30 protein-coding genes and 1 tRNA gene are annotated in these 26,526 nt (G+C 32.3%); 14 read left to right on the top strand and 17 right to left on the bottom strand.

Annotated elements, in window-relative coordinates:
• Window positions 1-298: 298 nt before the first annotated feature.
• From R6X41_RS16555 to prmA, 4 genes are all read right to left on the bottom strand, one after another.
• The gene (locus R6X41_RS16555; protein WP_318501472.1) at window positions 299-940 is read right to left on the bottom strand and encodes a hypothetical protein; all 642 of its coding nucleotides are present in this window, start codon (window positions 938-940) and stop codon (window positions 299-301) included.
• Between the two features lie 421 nt (window positions 941-1,361).
• A tRNA-Arg gene (locus R6X41_RS16550) sits at window positions 1,362-1,435 on the bottom strand.
• A 165-nt stretch (window positions 1,436-1,600) separates the two neighbouring features.
• A complete protein-coding gene (locus R6X41_RS16545) occupies window positions 1,601-1,876 on the bottom strand; it encodes an ATP-dependent Clp protease adaptor ClpS (RefSeq protein ID WP_318501471.1) in 276 nt (91 codons plus the stop codon).
• 15 nt (window positions 1,877-1,891) lie between these two features.
• Window positions 1,892-2,725: a 50S ribosomal protein L11 methyltransferase gene (gene prmA, locus R6X41_RS16540; protein WP_318501470.1), complete on the bottom strand. Its 834-nt coding sequence runs from the start codon at window positions 2,723-2,725 to the stop codon at window positions 1,892-1,894.
• 69 nt (window positions 2,726-2,794) lie between these two features.
• Between prmA and R6X41_RS16535 the strand changes: the two genes are divergently transcribed.
• Window positions 2,795-3,997 (top strand): porin, encoded by a 1,203-nt coding sequence (locus R6X41_RS16535; protein WP_318501469.1) that lies wholly within the window; start codon window positions 2,795-2,797, stop codon window positions 3,995-3,997.
• 54 nt (window positions 3,998-4,051) lie between these two features.
• Here R6X41_RS16535 and tpiA read toward each other — a convergent pair whose 3' ends face one another.
• The 4 genes from tpiA to R6X41_RS16515 are packed head-to-tail and all read right to left on the bottom strand — an operon-like array spanning window position 4,052 to window position 7,589.
• Window positions 4,052-4,801, bottom strand: a complete 750-nt coding sequence (tpiA, locus tag R6X41_RS16530; protein WP_318501468.1) for a triose-phosphate isomerase — start codon at window positions 4,799-4,801, stop codon at window positions 4,052-4,054.
• 20 nt (window positions 4,802-4,821) lie between these two features.
• Window positions 4,822-5,898, bottom strand: a complete 1,077-nt coding sequence (locus R6X41_RS16525; protein ID WP_318501467.1) for an ABC transporter permease — start codon at window positions 5,896-5,898, stop codon at window positions 4,822-4,824.
• A gap of 10 nt (window positions 5,899-5,908) precedes the next feature.
• Window positions 5,909-7,015, bottom strand: coding sequence for a BT_3928 family protein (locus R6X41_RS16520; RefSeq protein ID WP_318501466.1), 1,107 nt, complete (start codon window positions 7,013-7,015; stop codon window positions 5,909-5,911).
• Window positions 7,016-7,049: 34 nt separating this feature from the next.
• Window positions 7,050-7,589: a DUF1599 domain-containing protein gene (locus tag R6X41_RS16515; protein ID WP_318501465.1), complete on the bottom strand. Its 540-nt coding sequence runs from the start codon at window positions 7,587-7,589 to the stop codon at window positions 7,050-7,052.
• Between the two features lie 131 nt (window positions 7,590-7,720).
• On the opposite strand from R6X41_RS16515, the gene folP reads away from it, so the two are divergent.
• From folP to R6X41_RS16500, 3 genes are read left to right on the top strand one after another with little or no spacing between them, the layout of a single operon-like run.
• A complete protein-coding gene (gene folP / locus R6X41_RS16510) occupies window positions 7,721-8,494 on the top strand; it encodes a dihydropteroate synthase (RefSeq protein WP_318501474.1) in 774 nt (257 codons plus the stop codon).
• Between the two features lies 1 nt (window position 8,495).
• On the top strand, window positions 8,496-9,140 hold the full coding sequence (locus R6X41_RS16505) for a hypothetical protein (protein ID WP_318501464.1): 645 nt from the start codon (window positions 8,496-8,498) through the stop codon (window positions 9,138-9,140).
• A gap of 35 nt (window positions 9,141-9,175) precedes the next feature.
• Window positions 9,176-9,961 carry a diadenylate cyclase gene (locus R6X41_RS16500; RefSeq protein ID WP_318501463.1) on the top strand — a complete coding sequence of 262 codons (786 nt, stop codon included), beginning with the start codon at window positions 9,176-9,178 and terminating at the stop codon, window positions 9,959-9,961.
• Here the strand turns inward: R6X41_RS16500 and R6X41_RS16495 are convergent.
• On the bottom strand, window positions 9,958-11,724 hold the full coding sequence (locus R6X41_RS16495) for an ABC transporter ATP-binding protein (RefSeq protein WP_318501462.1): 1,767 nt from the start codon (window positions 11,722-11,724) through the stop codon (window positions 9,958-9,960). The genes R6X41_RS16500 and R6X41_RS16495 overlap by 4 nt on opposite strands.
• Window positions 11,725-12,468, bottom strand: coding sequence for a tRNA pseudouridine(38-40) synthase TruA (gene truA / locus R6X41_RS16490; RefSeq protein WP_318501461.1), 744 nt, complete (start codon window positions 12,466-12,468; stop codon window positions 11,725-11,727).
• A 73-nt stretch (window positions 12,469-12,541) separates the two neighbouring features.
• Between truA and R6X41_RS16485 the strand changes: the two genes are divergently transcribed.
• On the top strand, window positions 12,542-13,033 hold the full coding sequence (locus tag R6X41_RS16485) for a metallophosphoesterase family protein (RefSeq protein ID WP_318501460.1): 492 nt from the start codon (window positions 12,542-12,544) through the stop codon (window positions 13,031-13,033).
• 57 nt (window positions 13,034-13,090) lie between these two features.
• Here the strand turns inward: R6X41_RS16485 and R6X41_RS16480 are convergent, their stop codons facing one another.
• Entirely contained in the window at window positions 13,091-13,501 is a 411-nt protein-coding gene (locus R6X41_RS16480) for a DUF4293 domain-containing protein (RefSeq protein ID WP_318501459.1), read from the bottom strand.
• 199 nt (window positions 13,502-13,700) lie between these two features.
• On the opposite strand from R6X41_RS16480, the gene rho reads away from it, so the two are divergent.
• Complete coding sequence (gene rho, locus R6X41_RS16475) at window positions 13,701-15,452, top strand: transcription termination factor Rho (RefSeq protein ID WP_318501458.1); 1,752 nt, start codon at window positions 13,701-13,703, stop codon at window positions 15,450-15,452.
• 148 nt (window positions 15,453-15,600) lie between these two features.
• Here the strand turns inward: rho and R6X41_RS16470 are convergent, their stop codons facing one another.
• From R6X41_RS16470 to R6X41_RS16450, 5 genes are all read right to left on the bottom strand, one after another.
• On the bottom strand, window positions 15,601-16,623 hold the full coding sequence (locus R6X41_RS16470; RefSeq protein ID WP_318501457.1) for a helix-turn-helix domain-containing protein: 1,023 nt from the start codon (window positions 16,621-16,623) through the stop codon (window positions 15,601-15,603).
• A gap of 65 nt (window positions 16,624-16,688) precedes the next feature.
• Window positions 16,689-16,826, bottom strand: a complete 138-nt coding sequence (locus tag R6X41_RS16465; RefSeq protein WP_318501456.1) for a hypothetical protein — start codon at window positions 16,824-16,826, stop codon at window positions 16,689-16,691.
• 226 nt (window positions 16,827-17,052) lie between these two features.
• Entirely contained in the window at window positions 17,053-17,499 is a 447-nt protein-coding gene (locus tag R6X41_RS16460; protein WP_318501455.1) for a response regulator, read from the bottom strand.
• Between the two features lie 143 nt (window positions 17,500-17,642).
• Window positions 17,643-20,480, bottom strand: coding sequence for a PAS domain-containing sensor histidine kinase (locus R6X41_RS16455; protein ID WP_318501454.1), 2,838 nt, complete (start codon window positions 20,478-20,480; stop codon window positions 17,643-17,645).
• Window positions 20,481-20,604: 124 nt separating this feature from the next.
• Complete coding sequence (locus R6X41_RS16450) at window positions 20,605-20,895, bottom strand: HPF/RaiA family ribosome-associated protein (RefSeq protein WP_318501453.1); 291 nt, start codon at window positions 20,893-20,895, stop codon at window positions 20,605-20,607.
• A gap of 196 nt (window positions 20,896-21,091) precedes the next feature.
• Between R6X41_RS16450 and R6X41_RS16445 the strand changes: the two genes are divergently transcribed.
• The gene (locus R6X41_RS16445) at window positions 21,092-22,012 is read left to right on the top strand and encodes a YihY/virulence factor BrkB family protein (protein WP_318501452.1); all 921 of its coding nucleotides are present in this window, start codon (window positions 21,092-21,094) and stop codon (window positions 22,010-22,012) included.
• Window positions 22,013-22,089: 77 nt separating this feature from the next.
• Here R6X41_RS16445 and R6X41_RS16440 read toward each other — a convergent pair whose 3' ends face one another.
• Window positions 22,090-22,275, bottom strand: coding sequence for a CsbD family protein (locus tag R6X41_RS16440; protein ID WP_318501451.1), 186 nt, complete (start codon window positions 22,273-22,275; stop codon window positions 22,090-22,092).
• Between the two features lie 426 nt (window positions 22,276-22,701).
• Between R6X41_RS16440 and R6X41_RS16435 the strand changes: the two genes are divergently transcribed.
• From R6X41_RS16435 to R6X41_RS16405, 7 genes are all read left to right on the top strand, one after another.
• Complete coding sequence (locus R6X41_RS16435) at window positions 22,702-22,944, top strand: DUF7218 family protein (protein WP_318501450.1); 243 nt, start codon at window positions 22,702-22,704, stop codon at window positions 22,942-22,944.
• A gap of 39 nt (window positions 22,945-22,983) precedes the next feature.
• Entirely contained in the window at window positions 22,984-24,021 is a 1,038-nt protein-coding gene (locus R6X41_RS16430; protein WP_318501448.1) for an AI-2E family transporter, read from the top strand.
• Window positions 24,022-24,129: 108 nt separating this feature from the next.
• Window positions 24,130-24,816 carry an SOS response-associated peptidase family protein gene (locus R6X41_RS16425; protein WP_318501447.1) on the top strand — a complete coding sequence of 229 codons (687 nt, stop codon included), beginning with the start codon at window positions 24,130-24,132 and terminating at the stop codon, window positions 24,814-24,816.
• A gap of 136 nt (window positions 24,817-24,952) precedes the next feature.
• Entirely contained in the window at window positions 24,953-25,117 is a 165-nt protein-coding gene (locus R6X41_RS16420; RefSeq protein WP_318501446.1) for a DUF1328 family protein, read from the top strand.
• 26 nt (window positions 25,118-25,143) lie between these two features.
• On the top strand, window positions 25,144-25,317 hold the full coding sequence (locus tag R6X41_RS16415; RefSeq protein WP_318501444.1) for a hypothetical protein: 174 nt from the start codon (window positions 25,144-25,146) through the stop codon (window positions 25,315-25,317).
• Window positions 25,318-25,420: 103 nt separating this feature from the next.
• Window positions 25,421-25,765, top strand: a complete 345-nt coding sequence (locus R6X41_RS16410; RefSeq protein WP_318501442.1) for a hypothetical protein — start codon at window positions 25,421-25,423, stop codon at window positions 25,763-25,765.
• Between the two features lie 136 nt (window positions 25,766-25,901).
• Window positions 25,902-26,456: a helix-turn-helix domain-containing protein gene (locus R6X41_RS16405; RefSeq protein WP_318501441.1), complete on the top strand. Its 555-nt coding sequence runs from the start codon at window positions 25,902-25,904 to the stop codon at window positions 26,454-26,456.
• The last annotated feature ends 70 nt before the right edge of the window (window positions 26,457-26,526 follow it).

Raw genomic sequence — 26,526 nt, 5'->3', positions numbered from 1 at the left:
AGTCCAAATTTAGAGGTGACAACTTCAGTATATTTCTATGTTTCAATAGAAATGTAAAAGGAAAATATTGTTTAAAAATTAACTCTATTTCATTAGGTTTTTAACACAGTTCTTGAAAAGTAGCGCTGAAAATAAGCGATAATTTTCGGATGAAACACAAGCCGAATTTTTAAATTTTACTAATTATTTTATTTTTGGCAATTCGTCAAATTTAAAAATTTGGCGACTTCCCAAAAATGCCCGAACCTTTGTGTTTGCAACTACTTGCGCTATTTTTTATATACGTTGTTGCCAACAGTTATTTTAATCCGCTTATTATTTTTTCCTTCTCGAGTTCATTGAAGTAAAATGTTGATATATCAAATTTATTATCTACAGGAAAAATGTTGTTTAACTTATAGAAAGACATAGAATAATAATCAATTACTGAAGCTGTTTGTTCTTCTGATTTTAGTTCTTCGATGACTTCTCCGATTTCCTTTTCCGTCCAATTATTTTTTAAATATGGTGTATGGTCAAATGTAAACTCATCTTTTGAATTTATAATTTCTCTCTGATTTTTAGATAAATGATAGGTTGTTTTTGATGGTATTAAACACTCAATATTAGCCTCTGGAATTCCTTTTTCGTTAAGATTTGTTTGGATTATAGTTTGTGCATTTGGATATTCATATTTTATCCAAGTTGTTAAATAGCATAAATGGTCAACATAAAATTGACCATTTTCATAGAATTTTAATTCGGTCACTCGGTTTTTAAAATCCACTTTTTCTATTAGATAATAATAGGGTAATTTTTCTTTATTAATATTCCATTTTGTTATTCTAAAATCCGAAGCAGTTGGTTCAAATTCGTGATATAATATTTTTCCCTGTCCGTTACAATTAAAATAAATCATCACTAAAATGAAAATTAAAATTTGTGAATGATGTTTTTTCATAATTGTTGGCAACAATAGTATATAGCACATATGTGCTATATATCTCAAATATAAGATATATGTAACATATGTGCTATATATCTTTTATGTAATTACGTCATAAAATGATTAAGGTTCTTTGGATTTATTAAACTATGAAGGATCAAGCACAAAAGTTGTGTGTGTGAATAATTCTTGTTAAACCAAGGTAGAATTAATTTTAGTACCCTAATATTTTAAATAATGTAGTAAATGCAGTAAATGTAGTTTGAAAAAGAAACTGTATTTTTGATTTCGTTAATGCTTTGGGACTTTAATTTGAATAAATCTGTTCAGTAGAACATGGATGGAGGAGAAGCCTAATTGTCTGAAAGTAGGCAAGTCGTGGACAAATGAAAATAAAAAAAGGGCTTCAATTGCTTGAAACCCTTTTGTATTCTAGTGACCTCGACTGGATTCAAACCAGTAACCTCTTGAGCCGTAATCAAGTGCGCTATTCAGTTGCGCCACGAGGCCGTTTTTCGTGGGTGCAAATATATGAGGTTTGTTGAAGTTTACCAAATAAATTGCATGAGTTTTTCAATTTATTTTCAACTTTAATAATCATCAGAAAAATCTGCCCCATTTTAAGTATAGAAAATGTGATTTAATAGTTTGAAAATCAGTTATGTTTCAGATTAATTATACAATCTCGGCACTTAAACCAGCTTCTAGTAATCTAGAGCAACGTGATTCCAATTCTTTATAAGGCCCGGTTTTAACGGTGCATTTTCCTTTATAATGGACAATTAACGAACATTGTTCTGCTTGTTCCGGCGTATGTTCGCAAACATAAACAAGTGTGTCTATAACATAGTCGAAGGTATTTACTTCGTCATTATATAAAACAATTTCATTTTCTTTATTGGTATCGGTTTCAACGAGAACCTCTTCTAGTACTTCTTCCTTAGTGCTCATTATCTAAAATTTTTACTAATTTAAAAATTTTAGAGCTACCCAATTATTTCGTTCCAATTTTTCGCTTAGTTTTAACATATTAGCATTGCATTCTGCTTCAATTGTAGGAATATCGTCATTATAAAACCCACTTAAAAACAAAGTTCCGTTTTTGTTTAAGCAAGACGTATAGGTTTTAATATCGTTTAATAAGATATTTCTGTTAATGTTTGCAATGATTACATCGTAAGATTTCCCTGCTAATAAACTCGCATCGCCTTCGTAAACGGTTATATTGTTGCAGTTGTTACGTTCTACGTTTTCCATGCTGTTTAAATAGCACCAGTTGTCAATATCGATGGCGTCTAAGGTTTTTGCGCCTTTCATTTCTGCTAGAATGGCTAAAACACCGGTTCCACATCCCATATCTAAAACCGATTTCCCTGTGAAATCTGTTTTTAAAATATGCTGAATCATCATGTGAGTGGTTTCATGGTGTCCTGTACCAAAACTCATTTTAGGCTCGATAATAATATCGTATTGGGTGTCGAATTTATCATGAAACGGCGCACGAACGGCACATATATCGTCTACAACTATCGGGTTAAAGTTCTTTTCCCATTCTTCGTTCCAATTGGTTTGTTCGATATCTTCAAAAGTGAATGTGATTTCAAATTCATCTGAATCCAGAATCTGAATATCTTCAAGAATTTGGTCATTCCATTCTTCTTTCTGAATATAAGCGGTAACTCCCGTTTCTGTTTCAACGAAACTCTCAAATCCTGCATAGCCAAGTTCAGCAATTAGTATTTCTACACCCGGTTGTAAAGGCGTTACTTTAAAATCGTAACCTATATATATTTCAGCCATTTATTTTTTTTGGCAAATTTAGTAAGTATATCGCAGATACTGTTAATTTTGTATTAAAATAAGACGACCATGAACAAAATTATTGTTGCCCTCCTGCTGTTAGCTTTTGGTTTTTCTGCTAAAGCGCAAAATGATAATGATATTAAGCTTTCTGCTTTGCCATACTATACTTATGGTAAAGGGTTAGGGTTAACATCTCCAGATAGTATTTTTAAGTTGAACATTCGCTTTAGAATGCAAAACCGTGCAACCTACCTCGAACTAGAAAATGCAGAGTCTGGAGTAGAAGGAATGATTAGACGATTGCGTTTGAAGTTTGATGGGTATGTAGGTAATCCAAAAATTGTGTATGTGATTCAGCTTTCTTTTTCTCCTGGCGATGTTGGAGTTATTGAAGACGGTGACAACTTAAATGTGATTCGAGATGCGATTGTGTTTTATCGCCCAAACGAACATTGGAATATTGGTTTCGGCCAAACTAAATTACCCGGTAACAGACAGCGAATAAATTCTTCTGGAGCTTTGGAGTTAACAGATCGAACTATCAATAATGCGAGTTTTAATATAGATCGAGATTTTGGTTTACAAGTCTACTATTTAAATGAAAAACCAGATTCATTTTATTATAATATAAAAACAGCAATCTCTACTGGGGAAGGACGAAATTGGACAGAATTACCTCAAAAAGGTCTTGCGTATACGGGGCGATTAGAATTATATCCTTTTGGTGCATTTAAGGATAATGGAGCCTTTTTTGAAGGTGATATTTTACGTGAGCCCACGCCTAAATTAATGCTTTCTGGTGCCTACCAATATAATGATGGTGCACGAAGAACGCGTGGAACATTGGGAGAAGAATTATATGAGCAACGTAATTTGCAATCGGTGTTAATTGATGCGATTGTTAAGTATAACGGATGGGCATTCGAGACGGCTTTTATGAATCGTATGGCGGATGATCCTATTACTTATAACCCAGAAAACAGCAGTCAATTTCGTTATGTTGTCGTAGGGCAGGGGTTTGATGCGCAGTTAAGTTATGTGTTTAGAAATAACTATTCACTTATTGGCCGATTCTCGACTCAAGAACCTAATAAAGATGTTGTGATGCTTATGCCGGAAACGCAGCAGTATACGTTTGGAGTTACCAAATACATTTGGGAACATTCTTTAAAACTTCAAGCTGAAATTACTAAAACCGATTTTACATTAAATACGAATCCAACGATTAACGATTGGTACGTGCGTTTTCAAGTGGAGATTGGAATATAAAAAAAACAGGCTGTCTTAATAAAGGCAGCCTGTTTTGTGAATTTTATGTTTGATTTAGAATGCGTTTACAATTGCAAAGAAATCGTCTGCATTTAAAGCAGCTCCTCCAATTAAACCACCATCTACATCTGGTTTTGAGAAAATTTCTTGTGCATTTCCTGGTTTTACACTTCCTCCGTATAAGATAGAAACACTATCGGCAACGTCTGCACCGTATTTGTCGGCTAATGTTTTTCTAATAAAAGCATGCATGTCTTGCGCTTGTTCTGGACTTGCAGTTTCGCCAGTTCCAATAGCCCAAACAGGTTCGTAAGCTAATACGATGTTTTTAAATGCAGCTGCATCTAAATGAAACAAAGCGTTTTTTATTTGGTTCCCCACAACAGTTTCGTGGTTTTCAGATTTTCTGTCGGCTAATTCTTCTCCAAAACAGAAAATAACACGCATATCGTTTGCTAAAGCAGCATCAACTTTTTTAGCTAATAATTCATCTGTTTCATTAAAATATGCACGACGTTCGCTATGTCCTAAGATCACAGTTTTTACACCAACACTTTTTAACATACTTGCACTAACTTCACCTGTATAGGCTCCGCTTTCAGCAAAATGCATATCCTGAGCAATAACTTCTATTGCGTTTTCTTTTAATGTGTTATAAGCCGACCAAAGGTTTGTAAATGTTGGTGCTATCATAACTTCGGCATCAGAAGTTATTGTTTTGTTTTTTAATGCCGTTAGCAACGTTTCGGTTTGTGCTAAATCATTATTCATTTTCCAATTTCCTGCAACGATGTTCTTTCTCATAATTTGATATTTATTAAAATTTATTGAAGTTTTACTTTTGGATCTAACCAAGCGTATATTATATCCACAAAAATATTGATTATTATGAATAACAGGGCTATAATTAGCACAGAACCCATAATAACAGGTAAATCTAAGGTGTTTAATGCGTTTACTATTTCTTTTCCTAAACCATTCCATCCAAAAACGTATTCTACAAATACGGCGCCAGCAAGCATAGAAGCAAACCAACCAGAAATTGCGGTTACAACTGGGTTTAATGCGTTTTTAACAGCGTGTTTTTTTATAATTTGAAATTCGGTTAAACCTTTTGCGCGTGCGGTTCTTATGTAATCTTGATTGAATACTTCCAATAATGAATTTCGCATTAATTGAATTACAACTGCTAATGGACGAATGCCTAAAACTATGGCGGGAAGGATTAAGTTTTTCCATTTAATATGCATGGCTTCTCCAAAATCGTCTAATTCGTATAAACTGCCAGTCATTTCTAAATGGGTGTATTCATGAAGTAGATATCCAAAAATCCAAGCAAATAAAATCGCACTAAAAAAGGAAGGCACACTCATCCCAATAGTGCTTAAAAATTGTATGCCTTTATCTATAAAAGTATCTTTATATAAGGCTGAAATAATGCCTAAAAAGACACCTAATATAATGGCTATTACAATAGCCGATACCGCTAGTATAAAAGTATTGGGCAAAGTTTCTGCTAATACGCTACTTACTTTTTTTCCTTGTTTTGTAAAAGATTCTCGTAAATATGGTGGTTTTAAGACCACTCGGGTTTTACCTAAATTAAATAAGGGAACAGCATTATATTTTCCGTCGCGTAAAAACGTATAATCTTTTGGGTTTGATGAGTGAAAGGATAGCGGAGATAAATCGTTTAAATAGTATCCAAATTGGACGCTTAAGGGTTTGTCGAAGCCGTATTTATGTTTAATTATAGCTAATTGCTCGCTATCTTCATTCTGACCCAACATCATTTGTGCAGGATCGCCAGGTAATACATTAAATAAAAAAAAGATAACTGTAACTACACCAAACAGTGTTAGCAATGCATAAAATAATTTATTTAATATGTAGTGTATCACAGGCTGTAGCTTAATTCACTTTAAGAAGGTTTAAATTGTCAACATCGTTCCAATGTACTTTCTGAGTTACTGTCCCTTTTTCTAAAATTAGAATTCCAGGATTAGAACGCACTATCGTTTTTAAAGCGGTTTCGTCTGTAAAGTAAAAATCGAAATTATAATGATATTCTTCTTTTAATTGATTTTGAACCTCTTGTCCAGAAGCAGTTAGTCCTACAACTTTATACCCATTTTTAATGGCTTTGTCTGATACGTTTTTAATGGCTTGTAAACCTAATTTTTCAGATTTCTGTAAGTTATAAGCAACGAGTAAAACCACATGATCGTCGTGTAAAATTTGTTCTGTATAATCTTCACCATCACGTTCTATAGTGAAATCGTGAATTGGCGCTTCGTAACCCGGATCTATAACTTCGGTGTCTACACTAATAAAAGTGCCTTCTACAGTAGGGTAGGATCCTTTAGTTGTAAAAACTTCTTTATTGCCATTTACATCAAATGTCCACATATAATCTATGTCTGCCTTAGGTGCATCTTCCGGAACAATCATATTATCCCATAAATTTGCACCTACTTTGTATGGTCTAAAATCTATAGTTGGTAAATGCATTAACACATGATAACCAAAACTTAAGCATCCGATAAATCCTAGAAGTGCAAAAATGGTGGTTTGAAATGTGGTAAAAACAGGTTTGATATATCGTATTCCAACGAATAAAATTAAGATGAAAACTAATAGAATTAAATCTTTAGAAAACGATTCCCAAGGTGTTAGTTTAATCGCATCTCCAAAGCATCCGCAATCGGTAACTTTATTAAAATAGGCGGAGTAGAAGGTAAGGAACGTGAAAAATACGATCATAATTAGTAAACTCCAAACGGTGAATTTTGGTTTGTATCCTATCAATAGAAAAATTCCTAAAAGGACTTCAAAAACCACAACTAGAATAGAAATAATTAGAGCGTAAGGCTCCAGGAAAGTTAAGTTAAGGACAGCGGCGCTAAAATATTCTTCTAATTTGAAAGAAAAACCAATAGGGTCGTTTAGTTTAATTAAACCTGAAATGATGAATAATACACCAACGAAAATTCTGCTAATACTTACTAATGCTTTCATGGATTTGGGTAAATGCTATTTGTTTTAATTTAATTTATTTGGCATTTAAATGAATTAATGCAAACACCGAATAATTTATCATATCCTGATAGTTAGCGTCGATGCCTTCGCTAACCAAGGTTTTTCCTTTATTGTCTTCAATTTGTTTCACACGAAGTAATTTCTGAAGAATCAAATCTGTTAAAGAACTTACACGCATATCGCGCCAAGCTTCGCCATAATCATGGTTTTTGTCCATCATTAGTTGTTTGGTTTCAGTGATTTTTAAGTCGTATAAATCTGTGGCTTCAATAGTGTTTAAATCGGGTTGTTTTGCCACACCTTTTTCTAACTGAATTAATGCCATAATGCTATAATTAATTACGCCAATAAATTCAGAAATTTCATCTTCATCAATTTTTCGAACTTCATTTTCTTGTAGACCTCTTATACGTTGCGCTTTTATAAAAATCTGATCTGTTAACGATGGAAGTCTTAAAATTCGCCATGCACAGCCGTAATCTTTCATCTTATTGATAAACAAACTCCTACAGATGGTTATTGCAGCGTCGTATTGTTTTGAAGTATCTTGCATAAATTGAAATGAATTTTCCGTAAATTTCGCATAATTTAATGGAATAACAAACTTTAAACATTTCTATATCTGTTTTGAATAAAACAATAAACTGCAAAGGTCAACTTATCGATATTTCTTCACCTAGTGTTATGGGGATTTTAAACCTAACACCAGATTCTTTTTACGATGGCGGAAGCTATAAAAATGAAAGTGATATTATAAATCAAGTCGAGCAAATGCTAGCTGAAGGAGCTACTTTTATTGACGTTGGTGCCTATAGTTCGCGTCCAGATGCCAAACATGTAAGTGAATCTGAAGAATTAGCACGCATTTTACCGGTTGTAGAATTACTGATTAAAACGTTTCCAAAACTAATTTTATCTATAGATACTTTTAGAAGTAGTATTGCAAAACAGTGTATAGAAGCCGGTGCGGCTATAATTAACGATATTTCGGCAGGGCAATTAGATCCTTTGATGCTTGAAACGGTAGGAAAGTTAAAAGTGCCGTATATCATGATGCATATGCGAGGTACGCCACAAACGATGCAACAGCATACTAATTATAGCGATTTGGTAAAAGAGATGTTGTTCTATTTCTCAGAACGTATCGCTCTGGCAAGACAACATGGTATTATAGATATGATTGTAGATCCTGGTTTTGGATTTTCGAAAACACGAGAACAAAACTTTGAATTACTTAACAATTTAGAACTATTAAATTTAACAGAATTGCCAATTTTAGTTGGTGTTTCAAGAAAATCTATGATTTATAAAACTTTAGGAAATTCACCTCAAGAGGCTTTAAATGGCACTACGGTAATAAATACCATTAGCCTTCAAAATGGAGCTTCAATTTTAAGAGTGCACGACGTTAAAGAAGCTATGGAATGTATAACGCTTGTTAACGCTTTAAAACAATAATATGAAACAGTTCGCTTTATTATTTAGTCTTATATTCTGTTTTTCGTGTAATAACGAGAAAGAATTGAAACTTGCGGAAATAAAACATTCTACAATCACAGAAATTTTAGATGTCTCTCCTGCGTATTTGTTTTACAATACAACACAAGAAGATCGTATAGAATTAAATAAGCAAAATTTAATTAGTACCACAAATTGGTTGGTTAATGTCGATAAGCGTTTAACGTTACAACAAGCGATTCCTGTTTTAATTGGTTTGCAGAATAAAAAGCGTGATGCGTCTCATAAAAAGGAAGGTGTTAAAAATTATTACACGGCTTTTAATCCGGAGGCTAAGAATTTATGCTTTATTGAATTCACTAATGTAAATTATCATTTAGAAACTACGGCCGAAGACTATTCAAAATTGTCTGACGATCAAGCAGTCATTATAACGATTGGTTTAAAAGGTGTGAATTTTCAGAATAAAAACTATACAATTGAAGATTTCGTGTCACAATTGGAGTCGACACCAAACGAGCGTCATATCTTTATTTTAAATTTTGAAAATCGATTGACTTTTCAGGACTATATGCATATAAAAGATTTACTTTTAAGCGTTAGAAATGCGTCTGTGTTAATCAATACAAACGAGTTTATATATTAATCTGAAAATGTTACATTTACAAAAATATCTACCCTTTGGAAATCTTTAGAGACCTTTTAAAATTCACATTAATCGATATAATTGATGTCTTTTTAGTCGCCTTGTTACTTTACTATGTTTACAAGTTGGTAAAAGGAACGGTGGCCATAAATATTTTTATAGGGATAGTAATCATATATATTATTTGGAAGGTTACTGAGGCTTTACACATGCAATTATTGAGTAATATTCTCGGCGGATTTATTAGTGTTGGGATGTTTGCTTTAATTGTGGTATTTCAGCAAGAACTCCGTAAGTTTTTGTTAATGATTGGTTCTACAAACTTTAGTAAAAGTGGACATCTATTTAAACAATTAAAATTTTTACAAACCGAAAGTAGCGACAGTACGAATGTAGATGTAATTATTTCTGCATGTATAAAAATGGCATCTACAAATACGGGAGCATTGATTGTTTTTGAACGAAATAATAACCTCGATTTTCTAGCACATACAGGCGATGAAATGAATATTACAGTAACGCAGCCCATTATTGAAAGTATCTTCTTTAAGAATAGTCCGTTGCATGATGGAGCCATAATTATCGCGAATAATATTGTGAAAGCAACACGTGTAATTTTACCAGTTAATAATGAGAAGAACTTACCACAACGCTTTGGTTTACGACATAGAGCAGCAGTTGGTGTTTGTGAAAAAACCGATGCACTCGCTCTAGTAGTTAGTGAGGAAACAGGACAGATTTCTTATTTTAAAAATGGTGAATTTATTAGGTTTGAAACGACTGAAGAGCTTAAGACTTTAATTAAAAACGATTTGGTTTAAGCAGAAATCTCTTTCATAAACTGTACTTCGTATAGGTTTTTATAATATCCATTTTCTGTTTTAAGAAGTTCTTGGTGTGTGCCTTGTTCAACAATCTCACCTGCATCCATCACTATAATTTTATCTGCTTTAATGATTGTTGCTAACCGGTGAGCAATAACTATAGATGTTCTTCCTTTTGTTATTTTATCTGTGGCATTTTGTATTAGTTGTTCAGAATAGGAATCTACAGAAGATGTCGCTTCATCTAAGACCAAAATACTAGGATTGGTAACATATGCACGTAAAAATGAGATGAGTTGTCGTTGACCGGAAGATAGCATAACACCTCTCTCTTTTACGTTATAATTATACCCATTAGGTAGGCTCGAAATAAAATCGTGAACCCCAATGTCCTTTGCTGCTTGAATGACTTTATCTTCCGAAATATCTGGATTATTCAACGTAATATTGTTTAAAATAGTATCGGCAAATAAAAACACATCTTGAAGTACAACTGCAATCTGGGAGCGTAAAGACGTTAATGTAAAAGCATTAATATCTGTAGAATCTACTGAAATTACACCCTTATCAATTTCATAAAAACGATTCAGTAAATTTATAATTGTAGATTTTCCAGCACCAGTTGCTCCAACAATAGCAACGGTTTGTCCAGCATTCACTTCAAACGAAATGTCTTTTAAAACCACCTCATTTTCAACATAACTAAAGCGTACATTTTTAAAGGAAATGTCTCCTTTAAACTGAGTTGCTACTAATGTTCCAGAATCATCAATTTGAGATTTAGTATCGATCACTTTAAATACTCTTGTAGCCGCAACCATTCCCATTTGAAAGGTGTTAAACTTATCGGCAATTTGTCTTAAGGGTCTAAAAAGCATAGGAATCATCATCACAAATGCCGTTAAATCTCCTAAAGATGAAGAATGTTTCATTACGGCATCTAATCCGCCGTACCAAGCAACTAAACCAATTGTTATAGAACCTGATAATTCTGCAATAGGGAAGAAGATCGAGTTGTACCAAACAGTTTTTAACCATCCTTTTTTATGACGCTCGTTTATCTCTTTAAAGTTTTTATATTCTGTATTTTCACGAGTAAATAACTGAAGTATTTTCATACCTGTAACACGTTCTTGTACAAACGAATTTAAATTAGAAACTTCTGTACGTACATCTTCAAATGCTTTTTTCATGTATTTCTGAAAAAGTCTTGTCGCATACAAAACCAATGGAAGCATTAAAAACACGATAATGCTTAACCTCCAGTTTATAAACACCATAACTCCAGCCACGACAACCATGGTTAAAGAGTCTCTAAAAATCATAAATAATCCTTCTCCAAAAATATCGGCAATACGTTCCATATCGGTTACAGAGCGCGTAATTAGTACACCTACAGAAGAATTATCGTAATACTTCATTTTAAAACGAAGCATGTGTTTAAATAATTTTACACGAATATCTTTTACAACACTTTGTCCTAGCCAACCCGAATAATATATAAATACAAGCTGAAAAATAACCTCGAATACCAATAGTGCTAACATGACCAAAATGTATGGCATAAAGCCTTCTAGTTGTCTTGTCGAAATATTATTGTCTATTGCTTGTTGCAAAATATACGGTCTTATTGCTCCGAAAATAGCCAATAAAACTACAGATATAAACACCCCGATAAACACCCTGTTATACGGTTTTATATATTCTAAAAGACGTTTAAATAAACTGAAATTTGCGCTATTTTTTTTTGTGTTATCCATTTATAATACTATCGATTCTGGGTAAATAATATGTGTTAAATATAAGCCTTGAGGCGGTACAGAGTAGCCTGCTTCACTACGGTTTTTAGACGAAATAATACGATGAATGTCATCTGTGTCTAGTTTTCCTAAACCTACATTTATTAAGGTTCCAACAATGGCACGAACCATGTTTCTTAAAAATCTATCGGCTGTAATTGTAAATTGTAATTCGTTTTCGACCACCTCTAAATTTACCGCCATAATATTACAATTATACGTTTTTACATCGGTATTCGTTTTAGAAAAACATTGAAAATCTTTATAGTCCAATAACACGTTTGCAGCCTCAATCATGTTTTTAATATTCAATATAGGTTTAACCCAATAGGCTTCATTAAAATTAAATACATTTTTTTGAAGCGCAATACGATAGAGATAGGTTCTGCTTTCTGCGTGAAAACGTGCGTGTGCATCTGGTATTACTTTAAAAATGCGATGTAAAGCAACGTCTTTTGGTAAATACGAGTTCAACCTATAAAGCAGCTTTTCAGTATCGAATTCGCCATCGAAATCGAAGTGCGCAAACATCTGTTTAGCATGTACGCCAGTATCTGTTCTGCCGGCTCCCATGATAGCGATCTTTTCTTTTAAAATTACCGATAAAGCGGTTTCAATAACCTCCTGTACAGAAATGGCATTGGGCTGATTTTGCCAACCATGATAGGCTTTTCCGTTATAAGAAAGTTCTATAAAATATCTCAAGAATAATCGTATTTTTGTTAGTTAAGCACAAAGATAATTAGTTTTACTTGTTTGAACTCACAATATTCTCTTAATGACAAAAATCCTTTTACTTTCTGATACACATAGTTATATTGATGATGATGTTTTGAAATACGTTAAGCAAGCCGATGAGGTTTGGCATGCAGGCGATATTGGCGATTTAAAGGTTACCGATGCTATCGAAGCTTTAAAACCGATTCGCGGCGTTTATGGCAATATAGATGATGCGAAAGTACGACAAGTATTTCCTGAAAATAACCGATTTATGTGTGAAGGCGTGGATGTTTGGATAACACATATTGGCGGGTATCCAAATAGATATAATACGCTTGTGAAAGATGAAATATATAAGAATCCGCCAAAACTTTTTATTTGCGGACATTCGCATATTTTAAAGGTGATGCCAGATAAGAAGTTGAATCTTTTGCATATGAATCCAGGAGCAATTGGTAAATATGGATTTCATAAAGTGCGAACCATGTTGCGATTTACTATAGATGGCGAAACTATTAAAGATTTGGAAGTGATAGAGTTTAAAAAATAAAACCCGAAGCACAACCTCCGGGTTTTTACACGCACTAATACTACTAAGATATAAGGTCTAACGTAATCGATCTACAGATTTTACAAGATCTTCATCCTTTTTAATGGCTTTATTAGCTAACACTAATAATACGATAGAAATTATAGGAAGAAACATCCCAATACCTTTCTCAGAAACATTAGTTTCTCCAGATAAGTTTAGAGACTGATAAACGAAAAATCCTAGTAAAAAAAAGTTTAATATAATATTTAGACGCCCCAATACAAATTGAAGCTTTCTATTTGAATACATAAATAGGGATACTAACGATAATAGTGCAGAGCTTAAAAATAAAGCAAAACACACTGTATTATCTTCAGCATAGACTAAAACGTCTTCGTTATTTGTCCATATGTTGAAGACAAATATAAGACCGCTGCTCACGATGGCTGCTAATAAAAGATATATAGTTTGTATACGTTGTATCATTCGTTTTTTATAAACTAGATGACAAAAATAGCAGTTTCTTTGGGAATAATTGTATAAAAAATTAAAATAAAAGTCGTATAATTGCAATAACAATGTACAACACTCTTTGTTTTAGATTGTTAATTCTTCAGAATAAGATTATATTTTCTTCAGAATAATTCAATATTTAAATTCTAATCAAATATTCAATTGAACATCAATGTTTGAAATCACTCAGTTAAAAGAAATGAAGCTTCCTGAATTACAGGAAATTGCAAAAAAATTAAATATACCCAAGTATCGTACTCAAAAAAAACTAGATTTAGTATATCAAGTATTAGATCATCAAGCAGCAAACCCTAAAGCGGTTATTGAAGCTAAAACAGTTACAAAAGATACTGAAGCTCCTCAAGAAGAAGCTTCGAAGCCTAAACGTGAGCGCGTAAAAAAACGTATGCCAGCAAAGGCGGTAAAACCAAATACCCCACCTCAGTCGGTTCCTGAAGTAGTAACACCTGAAGTAACTCCTGTTGCTGAAGAAGTTATAGCGGAGGCGCCTAAAGCAGCTCCTGTTAAAGCATCACAACCTAAACGAAAGCCTAATCCAAGACCTGTAGTAGCAAAAACACCTCAGGCAAGAGAAGAAAAATCTGCGGTTGTAAGTAAAGATGATAAAACGCCAAATGCTCCTAAAAAGGAGACTCCGCTTAATCGTCCAAAAAGAGAAAATCCGAATCAAAAGAAAGATTCTCCAAACCCAAGACAAAATAATAAATCTAACGGAAATCAACATCCTACTAATTCCAATAATGGGAATAAGGATACAAGAAACCGTTACAGAGAGCCAGAATATGAGTTCGATGCGATTATTGAAAGTGAGGGTGTTTTAGATATTATGCAAGACGGTTATGGGTTTTTAAGATCGTCTGATTATAACTATCTATCATCTCCTGACGATATTTATGTATCACAATCTCAAATTCGTTTATTCGGATTAAAAACTGGAGACACCGTTTTAGGTCAAGTAAGACCTCCAAAAGAAGGTGAAAAATATTTCCCTTTAATTAAAGTAAGTAAAATTAACGGTCAGAACCCTGACGTGGTTAGAGACCGTGTATCTTTTGAACACTTAACACCATTGTTTCCACAAGAGAAATTTATTTTAGCTGAAAAGCAAAGTACAATTTCTACGCGTATCATGGATTTATTTTGCCCAATTGGTAAAGGACAACGTGGTATGATAGTGTCGCAGCCTAAAACAGGTAAAACGATGTTATTAAAAGACATCGCGAATGCTATTGCGGCGAATCATCCAGAAGTATATCAAATTATTTTATTAATTGATGAACGTCCGGAAGAAGTAACAGACATGCAACGTAATGTACGTGGTGAAGTTGTGGCTTCTACATTTGATAAAGAAGCACACGAGCACGTAAAAATTGCTAATATTGTTTTAGAAAAAGCAAAACGTTTAGTAGAATGTGGTCATGATGTTGTTATTCTGTTAGACTCGATAACACGTTTAGCACGTGCTTATAACACGGTGCAACCTGCTTCTGGTAAGATTTTAAGTGGTGGTGTAGATGCAAATGCATTACACAAGCCTAAACGTTTCTTTGGAGCTGCACGTAACATTGAAAACGGAGGGTCTTTATCTATTATTGCTACGGCACTTACGGATACAGGTTCTAAAATGGACGAAGTTATTTTCGAAGAATTTAAAGGAACAGGTAACATGGAACTGCAATTAGACAGACGTATTGCTAATCGTAGAATTTTCCCTGCTATCGATTTAATCTCATCTAGTACACGTCGTGATGATATGTTGTTAGACGAAACAACTATACAACGTATGTGGATTATGCGTAAATATCTTGCAGACATGAATCCAGTCGAAGCAATGGAATTTATAAACGATCGCTTTAAGAAAACAAGAAATAACGAGGAGTTTTTAATTTCAATGAATAGTTAAAAGTATTCTCTAATATTTATATAAAAAAGCGGTCATCTATATTTAGATGACCGCTTTTTTTGTTTAAATGGTTTGCTCTTTAAAAAGTACATTTAAAGTAAAATCGCCCATATAATTAAATTATATAGGCGATTTCTTTATATATAAGTTATGCTGTAGCAGCTAACGAATTTTGATTATCCTGATATTGCTTCGGACTACAATTATATTTTTCTTTAAATATTTTTGAAAAATAACTTCTACTTGTTAAACCCACTGTATATACAATTTCAGAGATGTTTAAATCTGTTGTTTTTATTAGGTTTTCAGCCGTTTCTACACGTATATTTCTAATAAAATCTGTTACCGTTCTGTCATGTAACAATTTAAAACCTTCTTGTAATTTTGAAGGTGTTAAGCCCGATTTAGAACTTAAATATTTTAAAGTATATTGCTTCTCAGGATAGTTTTTAATGAAAAGCGACAAGTCTTTAACGGTCTCCATTTCCTCTATATTTAGAGTGCCAAATTGATTGTTAGCATGCTCAAGGTCGTCTGTATGTTGCTGAATTTCTAAAGCTAAAATAGTTTGTATAGTACTTTCTGTTAACAAACGTCTTACAACACCTTGTTGTGTAATCGCTTCTAATTGCTCAATTTTTTCTGAAATTTTAAGGTTATAAGATCCGAAATAGGTGAAATTATCGGTGTCTATTCCAGTTGTGAAAATTTCATTTAATTTTGAGTTCAAATCATTGTTTGCTAAAGAAACGTTGTCTGTACTCACTACAACAGTAGAGAATTTAAATGGCATATCTTTTTTGAAATGATATACATTATTTACAGACTCTCCACTTCTTAAAATAGCCGTTTGAAATGCATCTAAAGTATTTGTTTTTCCTTCAATTGAAAAACTATGTTCCACATGTCCTTCAGAACAATATGTGAAATAAATTGGAGACGATTTTAATATGGTATTTACCAATTTAATATCTGCTTTAAAAACAATATCGAAAGCAATATATGTAATGCTTTTTTTAACACTAATACCACTAATCGTTCCACAGGCCAAATCATTATCTACAGTTAAAACATATTCATGGTTTAGTGTAGAAATATCACCTCCAAGATGTTTTTGAAGATCATTAATCATTTTATATGCTGAGGTCGATTTTATATTTAAGGTTTTCATGAGATTTTTAAATTAAGTTAAGAATGGTAATTGATTTTTCGCTGGTTACTCGGGTCTTATCAATTTTATTTAGTCTTAAGACTAACAATATTTCTTGATGAATCGTCTATTCTATTAATCATACCATTTATATTAAACATTTTAAAATGTGATGGCTTCCTAATTTTTCCTACACGTGCATTTTGATTTGAAGTTGGTTTCATATATAGAGAGTTTTGTTGTTATTGATACTTCAAAATTCGGAAAAAGGAAAAGTATTCATCTTACAGAATTTTTAGATTGTGTTATATAATTTTATGATTCATGCTTTATTTAACTGATAATTAGTTATTTATGTGTTTTTTGTTTAAGGCAAAAAAAAGCTCAAATGTTAATTAATATTAACATTTGAGCTTGTAAATGAGTGGAAATAGAATCTTTATCTTAAAATTAAAGACGCATTATAAAATTTTCTTTGTTGAGGTTAGATGTGTTATATTGCCAATTAATTTGGAGTACTTTCTCTATAACAGATTTTAATTTCGAAAAATCATTGGGTTTATTAATGTAAATATTTGCACCGTTTATAAACGTTTCATCAATATCATATTCTGAAGAAGAGGTAGAATAAATAGCAACAGACAATTCTTTAAGATGATCTGTTGTACGTATTTCTTGTAAGCATTCTAGGCCGTTCTTTACAGGCATGTTTAAATCTAAAAAAACGACTTGTGGTAAAATCGCATTTGGTAGTAGTAAAAAATCCATGAATTTCTGTCCATTTTCAAACATGGATAGTTCTGTTTTTATATGAATTTGATCCATTGCCTCTTTAAATAGAAAACGATCGTCTTCATCGTCGTCTACTAAGGCGACTTTTAGTTTTTGTAAGTTCATAAAAACAGTTGAATTTATAACAATAGGTAAGATTATTAAGTTGTTATAAATTACTTTTAGTTAAATTCTTATTATTTATAAAATTGGAATATGTAAAGTTAAAAATACGAATTAATTCTATTCAATTTTAAAAAGTTTTAAGATTATAAAGTAGATATATCTGTTGGGATATAAATGTTAAAAATAACACCTTTGTTTTCTTCTCCTTTGGCAAAAATAAAGCCATCGTGATTTTCTACAATTTTCTTAACTATAGCTAAACCAATACCTGTTCCTTCGTAGGCTGTCCTTGTGTGCAAACGTTCAAAAACGTCGAATATTTGTTCGCTGTATTGTGGCGCGAATCCAATACCATTATCAGAAACCTTTAGATGGCAGTATTCGCCTTCGGCAGTGAGTTGTTCTAACTTGAAAGTTGATCCTTTATTTATAACGCTATCTATTTTTATAATAGGAGGGACACCTTCACGTGCAAATTTTATAGAGTTATTAATTAAATTATTCATAAGCTGAATAAATTGAAACGGAATAATATAAACCGTACATAAATTTCCAACTTCTATAGTTACATTGTGTTCTCTGATTAGTTCTTTTAGATCGATTTTAACTTCGTCTAAAATGGTGTTTAAATCTGTTTTTTCGAAAGCACGGGTGGATGTGTTTGTTCTTGAATAGGTTAATAGATCTTTAATTAAAACCTGCATTCTATGTGCTGCATTTTGCATTCTTTTAAAATAATCTGCTCCAGATTCGGAAAGATTATCTTTTTCTAGATCTAAAATTCGAGACGAAAATATTTGAATTTTCCGAAGCGGTTCTTGCAAATCATGGCTCGAAATGTATGCGAAAGATTGCAACTCTTCATTCATACGTTGCAATTCTTCAACAGAGTTTTCTAACTTTTCATTCGCTTCTCCCAATTGTTTAGTTCGGTCTTTTACTTGTAGCTCTAATTCTTGCAAAAACATTTTGTGGTCTTGTATGTCTGTGCTTGTTCCTACCCAACGTTGTATCTTTCCTTTTTCGTTACGTTGTGGAAGGGCGCGACTTAATTGCCATCTGTATTGTCCGTCGTGTCTTAAAAAACGATGTTCCATTAAAAAGTCCTCTCCAGTTTCGATAGATTTATTCCAAAGGAATACATTTTCTTCTCTTTCATCTGGATGCACAATATTCAACCAATTTGATGGACTTAGAGTTTCTGATGTGTGGCCTGTATATTCGTATACGGTTTGATTATAATAATCTAATAAGCCATCTGTGTTTGCCGTCCATATTTTTTGAGGCATGGAATCGGCTAAAAGTTTAAACTTTTGTTCATTATCTTTTAATTGTTGCTCGTTGCGTTTTTCGGCAGTTATTTCTCTTAGTGTTCCGAATAGCTTTGTTGGCGTTCCATCTTCATCATAAAATACTTTTCCGTGCGTTCGAATCCAAATGATAGATTCGTCTTTTTTTCGGGTTCGTACTTCGTAAAAATAAGTTCCTGTTTTTAAGGCATTTTTAAAAGCAGGAAGTAAAATAGTGTTTAGATCTTCCTTAACAGTACGGCTTCTAATAAATTCTTTAGTTAAAATATCGCTTTCTGGGTACCCTAATATGTGACACAATCGTATGCTATGCGATAGAAATTTACTCTTTAAATCCAATTCCCAGGTCGCTAGTTCTGCCGCTTCAGTGGCAATTCGTAAACGGGTTTCTGTTTTTTCAATTTGTTTTCTGGAGTTTACTTTTTCTGTAACATCTACAGCAGTAATAATTAGACCAGTAACAATATGGTCTGCTTCGTATACAGGTGAGTAATCTAAATCGAAATAAAATTCTCGTGTACCGTCTTTACCATCAATTATTGCAAAGGCTTCTTTTTCGCTATACGGTTTACCTGTTTTATAAACAGTATCTAAAAGTTGCGGAAATTTTTGTTGTTTTAGTTCTGGAAAAACATCCAATAATTCGATATCTATACAAGACTCGTAATCCTTTCTCCAGATGTCGTTTAACATCGTTTCGTTAGCGATTTTAATAATATGCTTTGGCCCATGAAAAACACAAATGGGAATAGGGCTTTGTAATACAAGATTTTTAAATCTATTCTCACTTTCAAAAACGGTTTGTTTGGCGGTAACTGAGTCTGTAACTTCTGTAGTAGCTAAAATTATTCCCGTAATAATTTCATTTTCATCCCGAATTGCTTCTCCTAAAAAATTATAATAACGTGTTTGCGAAGTATCTTTTTGAGGTAGAGTTATTGGTATTTCAGCAATCTGAAAACTCTTACCAGAATCGAGAGTTTTTAATATCTCAGTTTTTAAATCGATTGGAGTACTTGGTAAAGCATCTACAAAAGGGTCTCCAACGGCAATTTTGAAATTTTTATTGAATAATTGTCTATGCTTCCAATTAATAGTGTCTATTAATTTTGTTTTCGAAGACACAATTAAAACACCTATTGGAGCTTGTTTTACAATATTGGTAAATCGCGATGTTAATTTGGTTAGTTTTTTATTGGCTTTTACATTTAGAGTGTCGTTTTGGCAAGTCACCAAAACACCTTCGGCTAAACCTTCTTGTACTTGTAAAGGGATGAAATTGAAAGACCAATATTTTTTATTCTGACCTTCGTACTTAAATTCCACAGCATCAATAACTAGTGGTTTTCCTGATTTTAAGATATTTTCTAAGGGTTGGATTAATTCTGAAAACACTTCAGGACTTATGTTTTTAAATGATTTACCAAGATAGATGTGATTATTGTTTTCAAAAAAACAGGCATCATAAAAGGCTTGATTATAAAAAAATAAACCATCTGTTCCCCAATATAAAAATTGAGGTTGTTCATTTTGAAATATCATGTTTAGCGTGAAGATTAGATTTTGCGACCAATCTTCAATACGTCCTAAAGATGATGATGTCCAATCTTTAGAATTTACGAGTGTTCCTATTTCGGAAGTTGTAAGTAATATGTTTTGTTGTGTGCCCATGCTAAAAAAATACTGCCTAAAAGCTGTTGAATTTAAAAACCTCCAAAATTATATTTGAAGGTTTAAAGTTGTAGGTTAATATAATGTTCAAGGTAATAAATTTTCTTGTTTTTTAATTATACGATTAATTATTTTCATTTCTGTCCTTTAACTGAAGCTCTAAGGCTTTCGATGTTTTCTGAATCGCTTCTTCTATAGACTCTTCATTAGCAAAGGCAAATAAGCTAGATTTTGATGTTTCAAGTTTTATTTTACAAATATTATCTAGATCATTTCTTGAGTTTTCTACTTTAAAAAACACATTTGCGACAAGCACAAAAGGGAATTTTTTAGCTAAAGGATTTAATTTTTCTTCAACTAAATATTCAAAATAATTATTTTTAGGTATGTTCACGTATTCAAATAGTAGTTCCATGACCTATAAGTTTTAACTGTTTATTTCTATCTCCAAACTTATGTCTTTAATATGGTTTGCTTTGACTCCAATGCATTTTAGATGTGCTCAAATGATAATTTTTTGTTAAAATTAATTTTTAAAATTGAGTTATGAAATCGCGGAAATTGCATTAAAATTTATACTTTTATAAAAGAAAAATAGACTAATTTCTTATATGGCGCATACATTTCAAAAAACATTTAAACTTAAAGATTTACCATATTTATTAAAGGATACTTTTAATAGATGGATGGCAAGTGATCCTTGGCGTTTAAGCGCAATTATTGCGTATTATTCCATTTTATCGCTACCAGGACTTTTAGTTATTATTATAAATGTGATTGGTGCTATTTGGGGAACAGAAATTGTTGAAGGTGAATTAACCAAGCAAATTTCTGAAGCTTTAGGTAGCGATGCCGCGACATCTATACAAACAATGATTACCGAAACCCAAAATTCTGACCGGAATTTGTGGTCTACAATTGTGGGGATTGCAACTTTACTTTTTGGTGCAACGGGTGTGTTTTATCAATTGCAAATATCTTTAAATGATGTTTGGGATATTGAAATGATTCCGGGGTCTGATTTTAAAAATATTTTAATAAGTCGTGCACGTGGTTTTGCTTTTATACTTGTGGTAGGTTTTTTACTATTAGTAAGTCTTATGGTGTCTGCCAGTATTTCAATCTTAAATAATTACATCCAAAAAATATTTCCTGATATTGTCTTATATGCTGCTTATATAATAGATTTATGCTTGTCGTTAGCAATAATATCTGCATTGTTTTCACTTATGTTTAAGTACTTGCCAAATGCTAAAATACCATGGAAAAGTGTTTGGTCTGGCGGATTTTTAACAGCTGTATTTTTTGTTATCGGCCAATCGTTATTAGGGCTTTATTTTACAAAAGCAGATCCAGGCTCTACATATGGTGCTGCAGGAACGGTTGTTTTAATATTACTTTGGGTATCTTACTCTTGTCTTATTTTGTTCTTTGGCGCTCAATTTACTTGGGTGTATGCAAAACATTATACCATAGATATTACACCTACAGATCACGCCAGAATAAAGTTGAATAAACAAACTCAAACATAATTCTACATGTAAAAAGCCCCACCAAAAATTTTCATTTCAGCGGGGCTTCCCTTTAAAAAAAATTAACTAACATTATTTTACCAATTATTAATCTCATCTTGAAGTTCTTCCTTGGTTTTACCTGTTTTCTCTTGAAGTTTACCAACCATTTCGTCGAATTTTCCTTCAGAATAAGTTAAATCGTCGTCGGTAAGGTCACCATATTTTTGTTTAAACTGACCTTTAATTTGTTTCCATTTTCCTTCTATTTGATCCTTGTTCATGACTTTATGTTTTATGGTTATTACTGATGTAAAATTATTCTTAATCTGGATGAAGGGTTATCTGTTTTACTTTAATTTTTAACGCAATCGCTAATCGTCTAAGTTGTGTGTAATTATATGACGGTCTGTTATTTTTAAAACGGACCTTTACTTTTAATAGACAACTTTACGGCATTTGTTTGTTTGATAGTGTTCATTCAAGTTTAAACTATTTATTACCTAGTAAAAGATTAGTGTTTGTATTATATTAAAGCATTTCTAAAATTATAACAGGAGAATAAAAGTGTTCTATATAAAGGTGACTTAATTGGGGTCGCGAGGTGTTATGTGTTTACAAGGTGTTACAGCTAACAATTGATGGTTTTGAATTAATTAATTCTGAAGTTTCTAGCGATATTTGATGTATCTTAATTAAATACCAATGTCATGGAAGATAGGCCTAGAATTAAAAATGAAGCTCAATATGATGCTTTGCGGGATAAAGGATACAGCAAAGAAAAATCTGCCCGAATCGCAAATTCTCCAAATGCAGAAAAACATGGCGGCGAGGCAAGCAATTACGAAGACAGAACCAAAAACGAATTGTACGACCAGGCCAAACAATTAGAGATTAAAGGCCGCTCTAAAATGAATAAAAGCGAACTGATTTTGGCACTGCGCAATCATTAATAAATACATAACTTTAACTAACATCCATATTATTTACACATGCGAAAAAGAATATCATCTAGTATAATTAGACAAGCGTTTGTTTTGTTACTTATCTGCTTTTTTGGAATCATTATCATTATAGAATTAATTCCATATTTATCGGGGATTTTAGGTGCTATTACTTTTTTTGTATTGTTACAAAAACCAATGGAATATCTTTTAAAAAAAGGTTGGAAACCTGCGCTTGCAGCATCGGTATTATTGTTTTTGTCGTTTATAGGGATCTTAATTCCAATTTCGGCAACAGTGCTTTTATTGGGAAGCCGGGTAGAAAAAGCAATTTCCAAATCGGAAGTGTTTATAAAAACCATAAAAGATCAAGTCTCTACTTGGGAGCATGAATTGGGATATCAATTCACATCAAAAATAGATGCTACTTCAATATCAACGTGGCTTTCAGAAAATGTTCCAGACTTTCTTGGTAGTACGTTTAATATGCTTATTGCGATAGCCATTATGTATGTTTTGTTGTATTTTATGCTAAGTAATAGGAAGGCACTTCAAAAAGCATTGTTAGACTATATTCCTATTAGTAACGATAATTTAAGAGTCATTGGTCGCGATAGTTTGTCTATGGTAAAATCTAACGCTATAGGTATTCCATTAGTCGCTTTTGCTCAAGGAATAGTCGCATTAATTGGATTCCTGATTTTTAATATTGAAGATCCATTTTTTTGGTCTGTAATTGTTTTTGTAGGTTCAATGATTCCATTTGTTGGAACTTTTATAGGGACTTTACCTGTATTTGTACTTACACTTATAAGCGGACACGATACTCAGGCTTGGGGAATTTTAATATATGGAATAGTTGTAATTGGTTCTACAGATAATTTACTTCGTTTGTTTATTCTGAAAAGATTAGACGATGTTCACCCTTTAATTACATTATTTGGAGTACTTGTAGGAGTTCCGCTTTTTGGATTTATAGGACTAGTTTTTGGACCCTTACTTATCAGTTTGTTTTTACTCGTTCTCCGAATTTATAAAGAGAAATATGGTAAAGAAGATGAGATTACCGAAGAGACGCGTTTATAACCGTTTTTAATTAAGGCGTAAAAGTCTACAGCAGATTCTAGTAAATGAATTTATATGAATGAAAGTCATTCCGCTTAAGTTCGTTTATAATTTCAAAATAGAGCAATCATGTTTTACAAATTATCGAATATTGCAAATCGTGCTTCAGTTGAAAATTCACTTTGTGCAAAATTCAAATTCCCACATATATATAAACCAAAGAAAATTATAGATGGTACCACAGAAAGTGTGTTACCTATACTAACTTCCGAAAATAAAAATCAGATACAGTTTGCTATTTGGGGGATGCTACCAGAATATTTTAAAGGCGATTGGAAACCCTACCAGAATGTTCAAAATACCCTAAATATAAAAACAGGAACCTTAAAAAAGCATTTAGAGTTTTATAGAAACAGTCAAGTTAAACGCTGTTTAATTCCAATAACCGGATATATAGATTTCGACAATATTAAAGGAGAAATCACACCATACCTTATTAGTCATACTAAAGCGACACCATTTTGTGTTGCTGGGATATACAATCAGTTAGAAGATGGATTTTTAACTTTTTCAATAATTGTAAATGAAGATTTAGATACAACTTCAACTTCTGTTTCATCAAACCAGCCTGCTATTTTACATTGTAACTATCATCAAGACTGGCTGAATCCAGAAATAGATACTTTGCGAGCTTTAGATTACTTACAGCAGCCTCACGATTATACTGTAAGCCGTTTCCCAACATCTACACATTTATTATTAAATAGTTATTCTGAAAACCATAACGAGGATTTAGGTCTTGAAGATGCTGTTTAATTGGGGGTCTTTCGATTTGGGTTAAGTTTAAAACGGATACAGTTAAATGGTCTTTTAAAAAACCTAGATCTTTACAGTAAGGAAATGATACAACAGTTATTTCTTAATTTACATTAACCATTTAAAACCATATATTATGCTACGTTGGACAGTAACATTCGTAATTTTAGCAATCATCGCCGCCATTTTTGGATTCGGTGGAATAGCTGCAGGAGCTGCAGGAATTGCAAAAGTATTATTTTTTATATTTTTAATTTTATTTGTAATATCTCTATTTACAGGTAGGAACCCAATTAAATAATTTATTAACCACCAAAAACTTTTAAAATGAAAAAATCAGCTTATTTATTTTTAGTCGCTATTGCGATGACAGCCTCATTATCAACTTTTACAAGTTGTAGAGATCAAAAATCAGCAGGAGATAAAATTGAAGACGTCGCAGATGATGTTGGAGATGGAATTGAAGATGCTGCAGACGATATTGAAGACGCTGTAGATTAGTACGAACGAGAAAAATAATTATTTTCTATATATATTTAAAGGGTGTGTTCTATTGGAATATACCCTTTTTTAATTGAAACATGAACCACAAAAAAGAACGATTATGAAAATTACAGATGAATTTGCAAAACATGAAAACGATTTTATAAAAAAATATCAAAATAAAGGATATACAGCAAACTACCGAGTTGTAGATGAAATGCTTGTAGATTTAGAAACAAAGACTAAATTTAAACCAGAAGACGTTAAGGTCGTTGCAGAACACCGTTACGAGGGAATGAGTAACCCCTCGGATATGTCAATTTTATATGTGATCGAAACACCTTCGGGCTCTAAAGGAACGTTTTTAACTGGTTTCGGACCTACGGCAGATTTAGATAATGCAGAATTTTTTAAATCTATACCAAGTACAAATTTTTCGGAGGATTCGAATATTTTAAAAGATTAATTATAATATAAATGAATTAATTAAGCCTGTTTTTACAGGCTTTTTCATGCCCATATGCAAAGTTTAAATAACATCTTTAGTGTTGGAAATGCTTAGATATTTGTATTTTGCTAAAGGTATAGTTAAATATGTTCTTATGAAATTATTCGTTAAATTCGATTACCATGTGGTTTGTAAACGTGTTTTAGAGGCTCAACTTGAATCATTACAAATTCCGTATAAATTAAACGGGATAGGAGAAATTGAATTATCTTCAGATTTAAAACAAGAAAAAAAAGAAGCCTTAATTAAAGGCTTGGCATTTTACGGCATACAAATTATTCAAGATGAAAAAGATGTTTTAGTACAGCGTATAAAAGATATTATTTATGAAATGATATTTTCTAATGAAGAAAATAAAACTGATAAAACATCAACAGTACTCGCTAATAAATTAAACTATTCTTATAGTTATTTGTCGGCTATTTTTTCTGAAATTACATATTCATCAATCGAGAATTTTGTCATTTTAAAAAAGATAGATTATGCAAAAGAATTGATGGCCAGTAACGATAGTTTAACACTTACCGAAATTGCACATCGATTACAATACAGTAGTGTGGCACATTTGTCGAGTCAGTTTAAAAAAATAACAGGATTAACACCTTCTAGTTTTCAGAAAATTATGGCAAAGCGTAGAGCACGTGTTTAAAGACTGACTTTTGAAATTAGGTGATATAAAAAAAGGGTTCTAAATTAATATTTAGAACCCTTTTTTAGGA

Source organism: Formosa sejongensis (assembly GCF_033447105.1).
Taxonomy (GTDB): domain Bacteria; phylum Bacteroidota; class Bacteroidia; order Flavobacteriales; family Flavobacteriaceae; genus Formosa.
Note: the sequence above shows the minus strand (reverse complement) of the source record. Positions and strands in the feature narration are given on the sequence as shown.

Bases quoted from the DNA above. Each gene is read 5' to 3' on its own strand.
- R6X41_RS16555 (WP_318501472.1), bottom strand. From the start codon at position 940: ATGAAAAAACATCATTCACAAATTTTAATTTTCATTTTAGTGATGATT.
- R6X41_RS16545 (WP_318501471.1), bottom strand. From the start codon at position 1,876: ATGAGCACTAAGGAAGAAGTACTAGAAGAGGTTCTCGTTGAAACCGAT.
- prmA (WP_318501470.1), bottom strand. From the start codon at position 2,725: ATGGCTGAAATATATATAGGTTACGATTTTAAAGTAACGCCTTTACAA.
- R6X41_RS16535 (WP_318501469.1), top strand. From the start codon at position 2,795: ATGAACAAAATTATTGTTGCCCTCCTGCTGTTAGCTTTTGGTTTTTCT.
- tpiA (WP_318501468.1), bottom strand. From the start codon at position 4,801: ATGAGAAAGAACATCGTTGCAGGAAATTGGAAAATGAATAATGATTTA.
- R6X41_RS16520 (WP_318501466.1), bottom strand. From the start codon at position 7,015: ATGAAAGCATTAGTAAGTATTAGCAGAATTTTCGTTGGTGTATTATTC.
- R6X41_RS16515 (WP_318501465.1), bottom strand. From the start codon at position 7,589: ATGCAAGATACTTCAAAACAATACGACGCTGCAATAACCATCTGTAGG.
- folP (WP_318501474.1), top strand. From the start codon at position 7,721: ATGGGGATTTTAAACCTAACACCAGATTCTTTTTACGATGGCGGAAGC.
- R6X41_RS16505 (WP_318501464.1), top strand. From the start codon at position 8,496: ATGAAACAGTTCGCTTTATTATTTAGTCTTATATTCTGTTTTTCGTGT.
- R6X41_RS16495 (WP_318501462.1), bottom strand. From the start codon at position 11,724: ATGGATAACACAAAAAAAAATAGCGCAAATTTCAGTTTATTTAAACGT.
- R6X41_RS16485 (WP_318501460.1), top strand. From the start codon at position 12,542: ATGACAAAAATCCTTTTACTTTCTGATACACATAGTTATATTGATGAT.
- R6X41_RS16480 (WP_318501459.1), bottom strand. From the start codon at position 13,501: ATGATACAACGTATACAAACTATATATCTTTTATTAGCAGCCATCGTG.
- rho (WP_318501458.1), top strand. From the start codon at position 13,701: ATGTTTGAAATCACTCAGTTAAAAGAAATGAAGCTTCCTGAATTACAG.
- R6X41_RS16470 (WP_318501457.1), bottom strand. From the start codon at position 16,623: ATGAAAACCTTAAATATAAAATCGACCTCAGCATATAAAATGATTAAT.
- R6X41_RS16465 (WP_318501456.1), bottom strand. From the start codon at position 16,826: ATGAAACCAACTTCAAATCAAAATGCACGTGTAGGAAAAATTAGGAAG.
- R6X41_RS16460 (WP_318501455.1), bottom strand. From the start codon at position 17,499: ATGAACTTACAAAAACTAAAAGTCGCCTTAGTAGACGACGATGAAGAC.
- R6X41_RS16455 (WP_318501454.1), bottom strand. From the start codon at position 20,480: ATGGGCACACAACAAAACATATTACTTACAACTTCCGAAATAGGAACA.
- R6X41_RS16450 (WP_318501453.1), bottom strand. From the start codon at position 20,895: ATGGAACTACTATTTGAATACGTGAACATACCTAAAAATAATTATTTT.
- R6X41_RS16445 (WP_318501452.1), top strand. From the start codon at position 21,092: ATGGCGCATACATTTCAAAAAACATTTAAACTTAAAGATTTACCATAT.
- R6X41_RS16440 (WP_318501451.1), bottom strand. From the start codon at position 22,275: ATGAACAAGGATCAAATAGAAGGAAAATGGAAACAAATTAAAGGTCAG.
- R6X41_RS16435 (WP_318501450.1), top strand. From the start codon at position 22,702: ATGGAAGATAGGCCTAGAATTAAAAATGAAGCTCAATATGATGCTTTG.
- R6X41_RS16430 (WP_318501448.1), top strand. From the start codon at position 22,984: ATGCGAAAAAGAATATCATCTAGTATAATTAGACAAGCGTTTGTTTTG.
- R6X41_RS16425 (WP_318501447.1), top strand. From the start codon at position 24,130: ATGTTTTACAAATTATCGAATATTGCAAATCGTGCTTCAGTTGAAAAT.
- R6X41_RS16420 (WP_318501446.1), top strand. From the start codon at position 24,953: ATGCTACGTTGGACAGTAACATTCGTAATTTTAGCAATCATCGCCGCC.
- R6X41_RS16415 (WP_318501444.1), top strand. From the start codon at position 25,144: ATGAAAAAATCAGCTTATTTATTTTTAGTCGCTATTGCGATGACAGCC.
- R6X41_RS16410 (WP_318501442.1), top strand. From the start codon at position 25,421: ATGAAAATTACAGATGAATTTGCAAAACATGAAAACGATTTTATAAAA.
- R6X41_RS16405 (WP_318501441.1), top strand. From the start codon at position 25,902: ATGAAATTATTCGTTAAATTCGATTACCATGTGGTTTGTAAACGTGTT.